The organism is Nocardioides endophyticus (assembly GCF_039543845.1).
Classification (GTDB): domain Bacteria; phylum Actinomycetota; class Actinomycetes; order Propionibacteriales; family Nocardioidaceae; genus Nocardioides; species Nocardioides endophyticus.
The window spans coordinates 13023-28130 of the sequence record NZ_BAABKN010000041.1; the positions used below are offsets into that span (position 1 = coordinate 13023).

At 65.8% G+C, this 15108-nt stretch carries 14 protein-coding genes and 2 pseudogenes; 6 read left to right on the top strand and 10 right to left on the bottom strand.

All coding sequences use genetic code 11. From position 1 onward, the window contains the following. Nucleotides 1-37: 37 nt before the first annotated feature. The 4 genes and pseudogenes from ABEA33_RS26645 to ABEA33_RS26660 form a co-directional block, all read left to right on the top strand. Nucleotides 38-1831 carry a hypothetical protein gene (locus tag ABEA33_RS26645; protein ID WP_345530182.1) on the top strand — a complete coding sequence of 598 codons (1794 nt, stop codon included), beginning with the start codon at nucleotides 38-40 and terminating at the stop codon, nucleotides 1829-1831. Nucleotides 1832-2165: 334 nt separating this feature from the next. Continuing rightward, nucleotides 2166-2720, top strand: coding sequence for a GrpB family protein (locus ABEA33_RS26650; protein ID WP_345530183.1), 555 nt, complete (start codon nucleotides 2166-2168; stop codon nucleotides 2718-2720). 461 nt (nucleotides 2721-3181) lie between these two features. Further along, entirely contained in the window at nucleotides 3182-4258 is a 1077-nt protein-coding gene (locus ABEA33_RS26655; protein WP_345530184.1) for an IS110 family RNA-guided transposase, read from the top strand. Between the two features lie 42 nt (nucleotides 4259-4300). Beyond that, a pseudogene (locus tag ABEA33_RS26660) lies at nucleotides 4301-4504 on the top strand (integrase core domain-containing protein); the annotation flags it as partial. Between the two features lie 520 nt (nucleotides 4505-5024). On the opposite strand, the pseudogene ABEA33_RS26665 reads toward ABEA33_RS26660, so the two are convergent. Continuing rightward, nucleotides 5025-5214: pseudogene (locus tag ABEA33_RS26665) on the bottom strand (IS21 family transposase); the annotation flags it as partial. Nucleotides 5215-5289: 75 nt separating this feature from the next. On the opposite strand from ABEA33_RS26665, the gene ABEA33_RS26670 reads away from it, so the two are divergent. Both ABEA33_RS26670 and ABEA33_RS26675 read left to right on the top strand, forming a co-directional pair. Then, nucleotides 5290-6213, top strand: a complete 924-nt coding sequence (locus ABEA33_RS26670; protein WP_345530185.1) for a hypothetical protein — start codon at nucleotides 5290-5292, stop codon at nucleotides 6211-6213. Nucleotides 6214-6215: 2 nt separating this feature from the next. Continuing rightward, on the top strand, nucleotides 6216-6809 hold the full coding sequence (locus ABEA33_RS26675; RefSeq protein ID WP_345530186.1) for a hypothetical protein: 594 nt from the start codon (nucleotides 6216-6218) through the stop codon (nucleotides 6807-6809). A 106-nt stretch (nucleotides 6810-6915) separates the two neighbouring features. On the opposite strand, the gene ABEA33_RS26680 is transcribed toward ABEA33_RS26675, so the two are convergent. From ABEA33_RS26680 to ABEA33_RS26720, 9 genes are all read right to left on the bottom strand, one after another. Beyond that, nucleotides 6916-7875 carry an SDR family oxidoreductase gene (locus ABEA33_RS26680; RefSeq protein ID WP_345530187.1) on the bottom strand — a complete coding sequence of 320 codons (960 nt, stop codon included), beginning with the start codon at nucleotides 7873-7875 and terminating at the stop codon, nucleotides 6916-6918. A gap of 1 nt (nucleotide 7876) precedes the next feature. After that, complete coding sequence (locus tag ABEA33_RS26685) at nucleotides 7877-8626, bottom strand: TetR/AcrR family transcriptional regulator (RefSeq protein WP_345530188.1); 750 nt, start codon at nucleotides 8624-8626, stop codon at nucleotides 7877-7879. Between the two features lie 5 nt (nucleotides 8627-8631). After that, nucleotides 8632-9072: a hypothetical protein gene (locus ABEA33_RS26690; protein ID WP_345530189.1), complete on the bottom strand. Its 441-nt coding sequence runs from the start codon at nucleotides 9070-9072 to the stop codon at nucleotides 8632-8634. A gap of 519 nt (nucleotides 9073-9591) precedes the next feature. Then, nucleotides 9592-11082: an ATP-binding protein gene (locus ABEA33_RS26695; RefSeq protein WP_345530190.1), complete on the bottom strand. Its 1491-nt coding sequence runs from the start codon at nucleotides 11080-11082 to the stop codon at nucleotides 9592-9594. Continuing rightward, entirely contained in the window at nucleotides 11079-11462 is a 384-nt protein-coding gene (locus ABEA33_RS26700) for a hypothetical protein (protein WP_345530191.1), read from the bottom strand. Before ABEA33_RS26700 ends, ABEA33_RS26695 begins: the two co-directional genes overlap by 4 nt. A 121-nt stretch (nucleotides 11463-11583) precedes the next feature. Continuing rightward, nucleotides 11584-13035, bottom strand: a complete 1452-nt coding sequence (locus ABEA33_RS26705) for an SCO6880 family protein (protein ID WP_345530193.1) — start codon at nucleotides 13033-13035, stop codon at nucleotides 11584-11586. Next, nucleotides 13032-14321, bottom strand: a complete 1290-nt coding sequence (locus ABEA33_RS26710; protein ID WP_345530194.1) for a TrbL/VirB6 family protein — start codon at nucleotides 14319-14321, stop codon at nucleotides 13032-13034. Before ABEA33_RS26710 ends, ABEA33_RS26705 begins: the two co-directional genes overlap by 4 nt. A gap of 13 nt (nucleotides 14322-14334) precedes the next feature. Continuing rightward, nucleotides 14335-14637: a DUF6112 family protein gene (locus tag ABEA33_RS26715; protein WP_345530196.1), complete on the bottom strand. Its 303-nt coding sequence runs from the start codon at nucleotides 14635-14637 to the stop codon at nucleotides 14335-14337. Nucleotides 14638-14668: 31 nt separating this feature from the next. Further along, nucleotides 14669-14959, bottom strand: coding sequence for a DUF6112 family protein (locus ABEA33_RS26720; protein ID WP_345530197.1), 291 nt, complete (start codon nucleotides 14957-14959; stop codon nucleotides 14669-14671). Nucleotides 14960-15108: the final 149 nt, after the last annotated feature.

Below are 15108 nucleotides of genomic sequence, written 5' to 3' on the forward strand. Positions count from 1 at the left end.
CCGCACCCGCATCGCCCACGGAAGCGACGAGCACCGCATGCCCGCGCCCGGCCCCAACGCGGCGTTGCGGCTGCCGCCCAAGTGCAATCAGTGTCAGAGCAACCGCGTCGCGTGGACCAGCCCCAGGGTTGACTTCTGCTATCAGTGCCTGCCCGGCCGCCCGTTCACGGCTCCACCGTGCAACCGCTGCCGCGCCCGCACCGACTACTTCAGCCAGGGTCTGTGCAGCCGGTGCCATCCCCGCAGCCCCGAGCACATCGGATCCTGCAAGGGCTGCCTGGCCTGGGGCGTCTACCCCCGCCACAACTGGACCTGCTGGTCCTGCCGCTGGTGGCAGACCCACTACCCCAAGGGCACCTGCGCCTACTGCGGCCGAGCCAGCCACGTCAGCGACCGACAAGCCTGTCGCCTGTGCCTCGAGAATGCCCGACTCGAGCAGGGGCCCGCCCGTGCCCCCGACCTGGCCAGCGCTAACCAGGGAAGCCAGCAACTGTTCTTTGCCAACATGGTCTTCAGGCGGCGTACAACGCCGCTGCCCGACTATGTCACCTGGGATGGCCGATGGTCGAAGAAGAACAAGAACCAGCTGCCCTACCAACCCGGCACCAGCTTCGACGACCACGCGCTCGAACAGCTGACTCTGTTCAACATGGACCCCGACCCCGCGGTGCTGCGCCAACGCCTCCTGGTCGAGGACAGCGAACTGACCCGGTACTGCGCGGCCATCGTCGCCGACCACGCCCGCAGCTATGGCTGGAGTGTCAGGCAGCGCAATGCCGTGATCCAGTCCCTGCGGCTGCTGCAGATCCTGCGGCCTACTCCCATCGCCAAGGTCCGCGCCAGTGACGTCGTGGCGTTGCGCCGATACGACGGGACCATCACCTCCACCCTCGACGTCCTCGCGGAAGCCGGGCTCCTGATCGAGGACGTCCCGACCCGGGTTGAGCGGTACTTCAACGCCAAGTTCATCGAGTCCGGGGCCCTCCCGGACGCCATGCGCGAGCACTTCCAGCTGTGGCTTCAGATCATGCTCGGCGGATCCCGACACGCACCTCGCCAGTTGCCCCGCGAACCCGAGACAGTCGAGCTCCACATCCAAGGTCTCGCGCCTGTCGTGCAGACGTGGGTCGAACACGGGCGCCAGTCGTTCGCCGAGATCAGCAAGGACGACATCCTGGCCGCCCTCGCGGCCCTGCCCGCCGGCACCAGCCATCGCCACTTCGCGGAGAACGGTCTGAAGTCGCTGTTCAAGATCCTTAAAGGACGCCGACTCGTCTTCGCTAACCCCATGAAGGGCATCGACCTGACCCGCGTCGCCACAAACATTCCACTGCCGCTGGACCCCGCCCTGATCCGGGCCGAGCTGGACTCGCCGAACCCGGCCGTCGGGCTCGCTGTGGCTCTGGTGGCCTTCCACGGACTGACCGGCAAGCAGGTCCGCGAACTGCAGATGACCGACATCGTCGACGGTCGCCTCCACCTCGGCGGCCGCGACATCCCACTCGCCGCACCCGTCAGGACACGGCTGCGTGCCTGGCTCGACCACCGCAACCGAACCTGGCCGGCCACCGCGAACCCGCACCTGCTCATCAACCGACGCACCGCGCCGCGACTCGTCCCCGGCGGCCCGTCCTTTCCCTGGAAGGACAGCCGCGTCCGCCCGCGCGCCCTGCGCGAGGACCGCATCCTGCACGAGATCCACGCCACCGGCGGCGACGTACGCCGCATCTACGACCTCTTCGGACTCAGCGTCGAAGGCGCCACCCGCTACATGAAGACCGTCGAGCACCCCGACCTGAGGAACGAGAACCAGCCTGGCACCCGGCCATGACCGTGTCTTTACGTACCGCGTGGCGCAGCTCGAGAGTCGTCGCAACATCCTCACGCCACGGATAAGCAACCGCGGCGCGCACGATTCGGACACTCTGGCGCTGCTGACTTCGGTCACGGGCCGCAGCGTGGCGGCTCAGCGTCCCCGCATCCGTCCCCCGAACCGTCGAATGGCGCGGGGGACGTGGCGCCCCGAGCCGCGTTTACGCAGGTCAGGCAGCGTCCCCCCGAAACTTCAAGGAGATTCCGGAGCCGGTGGCTCACGTTGTGGAAGAGGAGTCCCGCAAGCGGATCCCGCTGCGGTCATGCCCGGCCATCATGGAACACTTTGGACAATGCCCACAGACCGCAGCTCTCGCCGAGTAGACGTCACGACGGTCGAACTCGTTGGTGGCACCGAGAAGGGCGACCTCGTGCTGGCCGACTACGACCCGAACTGGCCCGGTTGGTACGCCAGCCACGAACGTCGGGTCGCCACCGCCCTCGGTACAGCCGTCCAAATCGAACACATTGGGTCGACATCAGTGCCAGGGCTGGCAGCGAAGCCGATCCTCGATATCCTCGTCACCGTTGAGGACATCACGGCCGAAGAGGACTACCTCGACCAACTTTTGGACGCTGGCTACGAACTCCGCGTCCGCGAGCCCGGACACCGCATGGTGCGCACCCCGGCCCGCGATGTCCATGTGCACATCCACGAAGTCGGGGACCATGAGGCGCTGGATCTGTTGTCTTTTCGCGACCACCTGCGCTCGGAGCCAGGGGATCGCGACCTTTACGAGCGCACCAAGCGCGCCCTGATCGATCAGGACTGGGCGGACATGAACGCCTACGCCGGAGGCAAGACTGCGGTCATCGTCGAGATCATGGAACGCGCCCGGAAGTCGTAGCGTGCCCTGCTTGATATGCAGAGACCTGTCGCATCTCGCACCAACGGGCAAACGCGCGCCGTAGACGGATCGCCTCGTGGCACCGCGATCGCCACGGCACCCGGGTTGGGCCCGGGCAGCTGCTGCACTACTCCGACGCCGGCAGCCAGTACACCTCGATCCGGTTCACCGAGCACCTCGAGCTCGAGGGCGTCGCGCCATCAATCGGATCGGCTGGGGACGTCTACGACTGTGAGACTGCCACACGCCTCCTGGCGGCCTGACTCTTGCTTACGACTGACCCCGAAGTCTGGGTGTCCTGGCTGTTGATCTGTCGTCCGCCCGGGGGTGCACCACCCCTGGTGCTGGCCGGGCGGGCGTGACCTCATAGGAGCCTGATACAGCAGTCTCATCACAGTCCCGTCCACCCGACCGGCCAGCGTCACTCGCCCTGTCCCTTGGTCTGGTTGGAGCAAGTACTCATGAGCATGCAACAGGTCCCCGCGCACCGTCGAGTCATCATCGGTGTCGACACCCACAAGTACGTCCATGTCGCGTTCGCCATCGACGAACTCGGTGCCGCCTTGACGAGCCGGTCGTTCGTCGCTGACTCCGGCGGTTACAGCGAGCTGATCGACTGGGCCGTGGCGTTCGGCGGCAAACTCACCTTCGGCATCGAAGGGACCGGCTCCTACGGTGCCGGACTGGCCAGCGCCGTACGTCGCCGCGACATCGGCACGATCGAGGTCGTTCGCACCGACCGACGAGACCGACGGCTGCGAGGCAAGTCCGACACCATCGACGCCGAGAACGCCGCCCGAGCCGTTCTCGCCGGCCAGGCCACCGCGATCCCGAAGACCGCTGATGGGGCCGTCGAGATGATCCGCCACGTCAAGGTCGCCAAGGACATCGCGGTCAAGGCCCGGACCGCAGCGATGATCAGCCTCAAGCAGGTCATCGTCAACGCTCCACCCGAACTGCGCGAGGAGCTGCAGCCGCTGTCGAAGATGGCGCTGATCAACCGGTGCGCAGCACTGCGCCCCGGCCAGGTCACGACGATCCTGGCGTCCTCGAAGTACACCCTGCGCGCGATCGCACGACGCTGGCAGCACCTCAACGAAGAGATCCTCGGCCACGAGAAGGTCCTGACCCAACTCACAACTCAGGCCGCACCGGACCTGACAGCGGCATTCGCCGTCGGCCCCGACACCGCGGCCGAGATGCTCATCGTCGCCGGCGACAACCCCGAGCGGATCCGCTCCGAACCCGCCTTCGCCAAGCTCTGCGGCGTCGCACCAATCCCAGCCTCATCGGGGATGACAACCCGTCACCGGCTCAACCGTGGCGGACATCGCCAAGCCAACGCCGCGCTCTACCGCGTCGTGATCGTCCGGATGCAGCACCACGAACCGACCAAGGCATACGTCGTCAGACGCACCGCCGAAGGCAAGACTAAAGCCGAGATCATCCGCTGCCTCAAACGCCTCCTCGCCCGCGAGCTCTGGGCCGCAATGCAACCCCTACGCGACGCCCGACGAGCCCTCCCCGAGGCCGCTTGACGGATATAGGAGCGTCAACACGCTGATGGTGTGTGCGTGATCGGGCCCGACAAGACCGAGTGCGTGCGCACCACGGTCATCCACGCCGGACCGCTGCGGACCATCGGCGACGTCGAGTTTGCCACCGCAGGCTGGCTCGACTGGTACAACAACCGGCGCCTCCACGGCACCCTTGGCATGATCAGCCCCATCGAATACGAGAACGCCCACTACGCGGCCCTCAACCGAGAGCCGCCCACCGTATGAGAGCGGCAAAGAACCCGTCACGGCTCACTCCACGAGCGAGCCGATCAAAGACCCGTTAGGTCGAACCGCTGACTGCCTGCCTTGCGCGGTAGCCGATTGCGCGCGAGGCGCGACGATGCCCGCAGCATCCATGGTTTTAGCAGGTCCCGACCCGCCGCGGTCCCGGCAAATCCCAACGCATGGCTGTGGCCGCCACGTTCGCGGACGTGACGCTGCACGGGGTGGGGAACGTGATGGTCTCAACGTCGTCCCAGGTCATGCCCAGCAGGGTCGAGTCACCCGAAACCCCCTGCCGATCGGGCGTCAGCCGCAACATCGCCGGCGAACCGTTGACCGTGACGTTCCAGGTGCCGGATAGATGCGACCGGTCGGGCGCAGAAACGGCAGAAGGGAGAACAGGGGACTACGGAGATGCAGACTCGCGAACTGTAGGTGAGGGCGCCGACGGCTTGGTCGCCCAGCGTGGGAGCTGAGGCTCGGGCATGTACCTCCCTGACAGAGTGTTGTGGGCACCGTCATTGTCTGCACCCAGGTCGATACCCAGTGCGATGTCGTAGTCGCTCAGCGTCCGCTGCTCGACCGCGGGTTCGGCGTCGGGTTCGCGGACCGGGCGCAGGGCGCTGATGCGGGTTCGGCGCAGCACCTTGGCGGCCCTCGAAGTGGTCGGGATCGGTGATGGTCTGGTGCCAGACCCAGACCCGGGCATGGTCTAGACCGCAAACATGTAAGCACTCGACAGTCCGCCACCTGACCGCGACAGTTCGAGCATGACACATACCAGTCGCTTGACTTCGATCACGGCAACGACGACGACGCTTCTCCTCCTTGCCGTTTCGCCTGCGGCGGGCTCCGCCCTGAGCAAGGATCCGAACCCCGGTTCTGCGCCTGACCAGGGCATCTATGGCCAGGGCGCGATCACTGTTACCCGCGATGGCTGGATTCACTACAAGTCGGAGTTGCGAGCGCTTGGAAAGCGCGCCCAGACGGTTGCTGTCATCGGTAGCAGGGAGGCAGACGGCTCCTGCACGTCGAGCGGCTCCGACAGCGGTGTCGGGAGTGTCGCGACGACCACTATCACCGTGAGGGAAGAGGTAGCTTTCAACCCGGCGACGTGCCAGTCGGAATATCTCGTTGCCGATCTGACGCCGGCGGACGGCGCCATCTACGCTGAAGCTGCTCCCCCCTCAGCGGAAACTCAAGCACTGGGTCAAGAGACGAAGGGTGGCGAAGTGCAAGCGGCTTTGGCCACGTACACGCGGTGGTACAAGACGATCTGGGAAGACCCAATTCAGATCGACATCACGTCGGAAACCGTCGCTCAACGATGGAACTCAAGCTCTCGACTCGCTGCCCAGCATAAGTCGTACGGGTTCAACGGCTGCGTCCCTGGCGGTTACTGTCCCGATCGGACGTACATTGATTCAAGCGCCAACTACTTTGGAACCTACTCCAATAGGTTCGAGTATTCTGGGGTGTCGTCAATGCACAACAGCACCTTCTCCCAGTGGGTGAGGGCAGTCCTCGGGCCGGCGGGTTGGGCGGCGTGCGGTTGGACCTCAAGTAACAGGGCAGACTTCTCCCACAACCTCCAGGTCGTTGGCTACAAGACAACCGGCAATTGGGAGAGCCACTGGAGTGACCATAAGAGTGGCGCTTGCACCAACCTTGTCCACCATGACGAGAAAACCGGCGCTTCCTGGCCATTCTAGGCGTGTACACGACCGTGGGGTCGCGCTCAAGGGGACTCCTGGGCCTGGCCATTGTCGCCATTGCGAACTTCCTGGTCGCGTGTTCGTTTGGCGACGCTCACAACAGTGAGACCACTCCTCAATCGCCTGAAGCGTTGGCAAAGTCCCAAAGCCCGAGCACTAGCAGTTTGCCCGAAGTCAATTTGTCGGACGTCACCAGGCCCCCCCTGCATGCATCGAAACCTGAGGCAGCTGCGACGCGTTACATGGCGATGCTCATGGCGGGCGACTACGACGGTGCAGCGATTTGGGTGATCCCATCACAGCAGGGAATCCTGCATGCTCTTGCGCTTGGGAGTGGCGATGACACTCCCCCTGGTATCTCTGGACAACTAGAAGTGGGCAGCGTTAAGGCCACCGGAGAGGACACGGCGACGGTGGTCTTCGTCGGCAAGATGTGCAGGGAAGTTCCTGCCGACGGAAATGGTCACCTGGAGAACGATTGCGTCGTCAATCGGGATCCTCAGTCGAAAGACCCGATATTCATTGTTCATCTGTTTGAAACAGGCGATGAAGGCTGGAAGATCGCGTTTCAGGCACCAGAGGTTGACAAGTAGGTCCGGCGAACCTCGGATCCCCCTCGCCCTGAATCCACCGGCGTCGGACAGCGACCTGAGCGTGGCGTGATGAGCAAAGCTTCTTGTGCTGTTCCGATTGTGCTGGTCACGTTGGGCCCCCGACCAGCTTCTGGGTCAGATGCTTGCGGAAGTGTCGGTCCAGTTCGTTCGCATAGACTCGACCTAGGCGGGGTCCCTGCTCGGCCACCCAATCGGTGAAGACGATGCTTCCGGTCGATGGGCCAGCTGAGTCAGCGAGGCCATTGGCCATGGCGTGGTATTCATCGCGCGTAAGCAAGGTGTCGCGCATCAGTAGGCTCAACGCGCTTGCCATCGCAGGGAGCACGAATCCTGGGACTCGCACGACTATGGCATGGCTGTCGACGGCTGTTCTAATGGCGTCGACGAGTTGACGGAATGTGGGACTTTGAGGTCCGACAGCGTCGAGGGTCGCGTTGATGTCCTGGTGGTCTCCGAGTTCGACGCAGAGCCGAGCCAAGTCCTCGACGTGGATGCCGCGCACTCGATAGTCGCCAGTGCCGCCTATCGCAAAGACTGGTACGTGTCGGAGCAGCCAGGCGATGTTGTTCACTAGCACATCATCACCACCGAACAGGATCGCCGGCCTGACGATCGCATGGGAGATGCCTATCTCCGCCAGAAGTTGTTCAACCTCAGCCTTTCCGCGAAAGTAGGGGTAGGGTGAGTGCAACGACGGGTTCGTGATCGAAACATGCACGATGCGCTCCACGCCAGCCATTAGCGCCGCATCGAACATCGTTCGGGTGTTTGCCACAGCCACGTCATGGTCAAGCAGACCGTGTGCGAATCGCACCCAATAGGTGTTGTAGAGGGTGTTAGCTCCCCTCATTGACTCGGCCAATTCGGTGGGGTCATCGAAGTCTAAGGGCCTTACTTCGACCGCCGTCTTCTTGGGAGCCCTGCCGGGGTGCCCTGTTAGCGTTCGAACCTTCCTTCCGCGAGCCTGAAGTTCGAGTGCGATCGCCGCTCCAGAATAGCTGAACGCCCCCGTCACAACATCGAAGGGCTCCGGCCTGGGCGTCATGCTAACCACCGACACGGCCAGCGTCAGCAGGGAATGAGACCCGGGTCAAGCTGCGGTCAGGCCACGGTGCGACCGAGTGGACCAGCCTGGCGATGTCGTCGGCGACACGGGCCCCACCCGGCAGCGCGGTGAGCCGAACAAGGCGGTCGATGATAGGAGCGGACTTGTCAACGAGGTCACGGGTGCGCCACTGCGCCGGGCTGGTGTCGGAGACCCAAAACAGGACGATGCCGAGATGGCCGAGCCAGAGCAGCCGGGGCAGTTCGGCGCGCACCTTCTTCGACGCACGCACAGATGCCCCGTTGACGACCTCTGTCCACATCGCGAGCGCGGCTTCTCGGGCTGGAGTTGATTGCGTACTGAATGGCGACAGCGGGCTTCGCGGTGCGGCGGCGAGGCTGACGTAGGAGCCGAGGACGCCATGGAGGGGTGCGGCTTCGTCGAGCCAGGTATGGAGGACGGCGCGGATTCGGTCGTCGAGCGTGGTGAGGCCGACACAGGCTTCTTCTGCGGCTCGGGCATGGTCTCGCTGCAGGCGCTCATACAAGCCGTGGACTAGGTGCTCCTTGGAGCTGAAGTAGTAGGCAGTGCCCAGCGAGACCCCTGCACGTTGGGCAACTTCGCGCATCGTCATCCCCTCGTAGCCGCGTGCCTGAAGGAGTTCCTCGGCCGCTGCCACGATGGCCGCCCGTGTTGTCGCGCCCCGTCCCGGCGGGTTCTTGGTCGCCGCAGGCCGCGCTTCGGTGGCCATGGGGGCTACCGCTCCGAGGTCGTCGTGGGAGGCCACGGGGGCGGAGGCTGGGAGGAGGTTCGGTCGAGGGTGGCGGTCAACACCGCAATCCCGAGAAGGACGTCGACTGGCAGCAGGAAGATCCCGATAGTGAGAATGCCGAGGACAGTGAGGACCCCGACGAGCCCGACGGGTCCCCAGGCGGCCCAGCGCGCCCAGCGGTGGCGCGGTTCGATTGCCAGCAGCCAGGCCGCGAGGAGAACGGCGACGGCGGGAACCGACAGAAGCACGAACACCCACACCCCGTTCTGCTGAAACAGGGTCGCCGACGTGGTCGTCGTCCACTGCCCGTCACTGGTCCCCATCGTGGAGGAGCCCGAGTAGACGGGAACGGTGACTGCCCCAACGAACAGTAGAGCCGTCCACAGGGCGGCGACCGAGATACAGGTGCCTGTGACCTTGCGCATGAGAGACTCCCAATACTTAAAGGCGTTCAGCTCATAGGTTAGCGCAGAAGTTGAACGTGTTCAACAGCGTGGCTCGACCTCGGGCCAGCCTGAGATTCAAGTGCCGAGCAGCTGCCCCAACTAGTCCATAAGTAGGTGCTCGTGAGGTTGCCCGTGATGCTGGCACCGCACCTTCTTACAGCCGCGGAACGGGCGCCCCGACAGGGGCAGTTGGCTAGCCTCGCTGAAGGCGTGTCAGCGCGAGCCGCCGGAGTAGCAGCCGCTCATGAGCCATGATGAGCGCTTCACCTTCGGAGCCGTCCCGCAAGCGGAACCCCCAGCGGTGAAGCCGCAGGCCACCTGCTCGCCGCTACTCACGCGTCCCGTATGCCCCGCCCGGAGAGGTTCTCGGTGACGGCTGCCTATTGGGGACGGGACACGCGTCCACAACGCACTCAACGAACCTGAGTGTGCTCCTCGGGTCGAGGCCGCTGCGTATGCTTAGGTTCGTCGCAGAACCGTCAAAATTCGCGCGAACTTCTAAAGTGCTCCGGTCATGCGTCCGGTGGTGTCGAACAGCTCGAGTTCTGCGGGGTGCATCTGGTGTTGTACGACGAAGGAGCGGTTCTTGATCCGCCACAGCCCCTGTCCGGTGCCGAGGGTGGGGATCAGAGATCGCTCCGTACCCGTGAGCCCGAGGGCCGCCGAGGTGGGTCCGAGCTGGTCGGACTCCTGGCGATAGACGATTCGTGTCTCGGCGTTCGCCAGCAGTGACGACGCGAGGGCTCGCATGGCGGAGCCTTGGTCGCCGACATTCTCGAGGTCGCTGAGCTTGTGAAAGATCAGCATGTTCGCGATCCCGTAGTGGCGCGCCAATCGCCAGTGGGCGTCCATGCGCCGCAACAGCGCGGGGTGCGACATGAGCCGCCAGGCTTCGTCGTACACGACCCATCGCTGGCCGCCTTCGGGGTCAAGGAGTGCGGATTCCATCCACGCGGACGCGCAGGTCATCAGGACCGAGATGAGGGTCGCGTTCTCGGTGACGCGAGAGAGGTCGAGTGAGATCATCGGCAGCGTTGGGTCGAACGTCACGGTGGACGGGCCGTCGAACAGGCCGGCCAGGTCGCCCGCGACGAGGCGGCGCAGTGCGTGGCCGACAACGCGTCCGTCCTCGGTGAGCCGTCCGTCCGGATCGTCCGCAGCGTCTGGCGCGAGGAGGCGGTCGACGACCAGGGGGAGGACCGGTACGTCGGAGCCGCGGACGGCTCGGTCGATGGCGATGTCGGCCGCGGTGTGCTCCAGGGGTGTGAGCCTGCGGTCGAGTACGGTCTCGGCGAGTGCGCCGACGAGGTCGCGTCGGCGCGACGCGATCTGGCCCGACCATTGCGTGTCGTCGAGGCCTGCGGGCCGGTGGCCTTCGTCGAGTGGGTTGAGCCGGTTCGGCATCCCATGACCGAGTGCAATGGCTCGGCCGCCGACTGCCTCCGCGACGGCGGTGTGCTCGCCCTTGGGGTCGCCGGGGACGTAGACGCGGCGGCCGAACGGGATGGAGCGTGTGTAGAGGCTTTTGGCGAGGCAGGACTTCCCGGCTCCGACGATGCCGGCGAGCACCAGGTTCGGGGCGGTGATCAGGCCGCGCGCGTAGAGGATCCAGGGGTCGTAGACGAACGAGCTGCCGGAGTAGAGGTCCTGGCCCACGAAGACGCCCTCACTGCCCAGGCCGCCCTCGGCCAGGAACGGGTACGCCCCTGCGAGCGTGGCCGAGGTGTCCTGATGACGGGGGAGGCGGAAGCGGCCAGGTGTCTTGAGCGCTGCTGGTCCGGGTTCACCAGCGCGCGGCATCGTCACAGTCGAGCGGCGCTCGTCGGCGATGGCGTCCGCTTTGCGCTTCACCTCGGTGCGACGGGTCTCGCGATCTCGTGACGTGATGGAGCGCGCTGCAGCCCTGCGCAGCTTCCGGTCCTTGCGACGTTCCCGGCCCGGGGAGACGAGGACCGCCGAGTGGAGTCGCCCGTCCTGCCAGCCCGTCACAACGACAACCCGTTGTCATGACCCGCGCGAGGAACCGGAGAAAGGGGCAGGTCACGGTCGGCGTACGCGATCGTCGCCTCCACCTCATGAGCGCGATCGACGCCCTCGGCGACCTGGCGGGCCATCTCGGCAGCGCGATGGAGCTCCCAGGACACCCGATACGACCCTGCTCGGCCGGCGTGCGGGTCGCCGGCCACCGAAAACGTAGTGGTACCCGGACCGTCGTGGAAGTCGCCGAGCTGATGCAACGTCTGCGTCAGCGACGAGAGTGCCGAGCTGATTGAGCCGAGGACCGAGTAGACGGCCTCAGGATCCTCGATCCGTCGTGTCGCGTGGGCCAGTGCGCGTACGGCTTCCTGAAGCTCCTGGGCGTCGACCACCGGGTCGCTGAAGGTAGGCATCGGGTCCTCCTCGATGGACGTGGTCTCATCGATGAGGTGCGTTCGGTGCTCCGCCCGTGCCGCAAAAGCGCGCGTCGGCCGATCCACGCTCGGACCGTGGCTAGACCAATCGGCCCAGCGGCAAGGCGGCCGCAGCGAACCCCTGGGCTTGTTGGCCCCAGAGACGCCGGGTCTCGCACGAGGCTTGGATGGCGGCCTGCTCGATCGCGGCGACGGCTCGCTCGAGCTCGTCGGGATCGGCGACGCTGACGGCGACGAAGCCGGTCGCGCGCAGGACTCCGTGCCCGGCGGTGAGGTCAGCTTCTTGCTGGAGGACGTCCTGGTACTCGGCGGTCTGCTGGGCGTCCTCGATCTGGCCGATCTTCTGACGCTGGGCGGCATCCGAGATGTACTCGGTCTTCTTCTTGCGGATGTCTCGGGCGGCCCGGTCGCTGCGCATCGGGGTGTAGAGCAACGTGAAGGTCCGGCGAATCCCCGAGGACAGCAGCAGTGGCGCGAGAAAGCCGGGAAAGACGAGCGATCGGGGCCACTCGCTGATCCAGAGCACGCAGTGATGGGCGGAGTCGCTGCGCAAGCTGCCCCACAACTCAGTCACTGCGACCGGGCCGGCGGTAGCCAAGTCGCGGCCGACGTCGCCATGACGCTCCAACGCACCCGAGACAGCTGGGTCGTAGGCCGAGCGCAGGATCAGAGCCAGGTCGCCAGGAGTCAACCAGTCGGAGGGGGACAGGTCGGCGGCGCGCAGCGCCGCGAGCATCGTCGCCATCTCCTGGCGGAGCACCGCCGCTGCCCCGCGGTTCCCGCCGCCGGCTGCTCTGATCGCTCGGCCGGCAGACTTGATGTCCAGCGCGATCGAGATCGTGCTCGCGTGACGCTCACCCGCGGGACCGGCACGGTCGACGAGCTCGCCGTACGTCGTCGCGGCCCACGTGTCAGACCGGTTGCCGTGCTGGTGCCACCAATCCGCGAGGCCCCTACCGGAGTCGGGAAGCGTCCGCTCCAACACCTGGACCGACGCGAGCCGTCCAGACCGACAGGCCGTGGCGAGGACGCGACCCCACGACACGACACGACGCTCCTGCTCCGCTGGGTCGAGGAGCACGAAGGCCGGATGGGAGACGCCGACGATCGCGGTCAACGTCGAAGCGTGGGGATCATGGACCATCGCGGCTCCGGTCTCGGGATCGACCCACTGACGCAGTCGAGCGGCGTCGCCCGGGAGCGCGAGGGTTCCAGCGGGCCGCGGCTTCACGATGCGGCGCCGGTAGAGCAGTTGCCCACCGGCCGAGCGCCACACCCAGCGCGCACCGATCGGAGCCCACTCGACCAACTTCCTCCCGCCGACGCCGACGAACGCCAGGCCGACGCTGACACCGATCATCGGGAACGTCAGGACTACGGCGCCGACGTACAGGCCGAGGATCAACGTGCCGGCGGCGAGACTCGCCATCAAGAGCTGCGGACCGGACAGCCCCAGCAGTACGCCGCGGCGAGCGAGGCGGGAGAACTTGATCGGCGTCAGGCCCGATTCTGTGTTGGCTGAGGTGCTCACGACGGGTCACTTCCAGGGGGCGGGTTCGGCGAGCGTCGGATCGGCGACCGCGGAGGAACGGAGGACGGCGCGGCCGACTCCGGGGCTTCGGCCGGTCCGGTCGATTGCGCTGCGACGAACCCGCCGAGCCGCGGCCCCGCGGCGGCCGCTTCCTTGGCCACGACCGCGCCAGCTGCGACTGCGCCACCTGCGGCAGCAGCACCCCCACCTGCCGCGCCACCACCTCCCCTGATGGGAGCAGAGCCACCGCCCGAGGGCGCAGCGGCCGCGCCGCCACCGGTCGTCGTACCGCTGCCTCCGCCACCATCGCCACCGCCGCCCAGGATCTTTGCCGGCTCGCTGCCGGTACGCCGGGAGAAGGGGATGGGCATCGGGCGGTTGAGGGCGGATTTGGCCTCCTGCTCGGCAGACATCGCGTGATACATGTCGAAGCCCATGAAGGAGATTGCCTTGTAGGTCAGGTACGGCGCGAACCCAGCCATGAGCATCAGCACCACGCCAGCCATCGGCTGGCTGACCGACCCCAGGTCAGCGTCGATCGGCGCCGACACCTGCGCGGTGGCAAGCAAGAAGATCACGACCAGGACGACCTTCGACAGAATCATCGCGATCACAAACGTCGCCCACCGGCTGACCCAGCTGCGGGTGTGATCCCAGCTCGATCCGGCGAGCGCAATCGGCGCAAAGACGATCGCAATCAGCAGGAGCGCCTTGCGGATCAGAAGGCTGATCCAGACGACCATCGCACCGACGATGGCGAGGCTGGAGAGAAAGATCGAGAGGATCGAGCCCGCGCCGGGCGAGGTGAGGTTGATGGCGCCCAGGCCGACAGCAAGTACGGCGACCTTGTCGCCCATCTCCTCCATGTTCGTCCCGGCGGCGCTGACGATCCCGATGCACAGCCGGTCGGTCACTTCCAACGCGGTGCCCACGAGCGCGATCGCGACGAATGATCCGAGGATCGACTTCGCCAGCCCGAGCGCGGCCCTGGAAAGCGCCGCGGGTTCGCGGCGGGTCATGCCGCCGATGACCTGGAGCATGAAGAATCCAATCATCACGAAGACGCCAACGCCGAACATGATGTTGTAGACCTTCGTGTACTCCCCGCTGGTCACGTCGACGTACGTCGTCGAGTCGATGACCTGCCACACGGACGTGAACATCCACTCGGCTGCGCCGCCCATGGCCTGAGCGAGCCAGTCGAACGGCGCGGTGACGACCGCCCCGGCGGCGTCCCCGGCGGTGTTGCAGACCTGATGGATCGCCGGCACATCGCAGACACCCATTGAATGCCTCCACTCAGACTTGCTGGCCGACGTTCCAGAAGAAGTTCACGAGCGTCACGGATGCCCCGCAGACGATCGCGGCACCGAGTGCGACGAGTACGCCGAGCTTGCCGCGGCCCGCGAGGTGCGGGTTGGACGAGTTCGCTCCGAGAGCCCACACGATCGCGGAGATGATCAGGGCGAGGACGGCGAGGATCAGGCCGACCGTCATGGAGGCTCCGACGATGCTCTTGAGCTGCTGTATGCCGGGCAGTCCGTTGGAGTTCGGACTGATGTTGATGTCCAGCGGGAGCAGGACGGCGGCGGCGCGGTTCATCGGTGGGCTCCTGACGACGAGGGCAGTCGTCTTAGAGGTGGGCGCCGATGTCCAACAGCCAGTTCGCCCAGGCCAGCGCCGCACCGGTCAGGACCGCACCCCCGATCGCGACGAAGCAGCCGGCCTTCGCCTTCTGCGCGCTATGCCAACTGCCGGAGCCCGATGCGATGGCCCATGTCGCCGCCGAGATGACGAGCATGAGAACAGCGATGATCAAGCCGTAGGTCAGCAGTGCGCCGACGATGGCGCGGAGATCTCCCGAGCCCCCGACGGCGCCGAAGTCGGGCCCAACCTCTTTCGTGCTGACGCGAACTCCGTTCATGTCACAAGGTGCGCCGACAACCCAGCCGCATTGCGACCGACCGCGGGCATCGCCAGATGGACGCAGCCCGATGCGCAATGACGCCGATAGGCGGTGGTATGAAGCACTTCCTCCCAGTTGGATTCGAGATGGCATTAACGCCGTTTAGC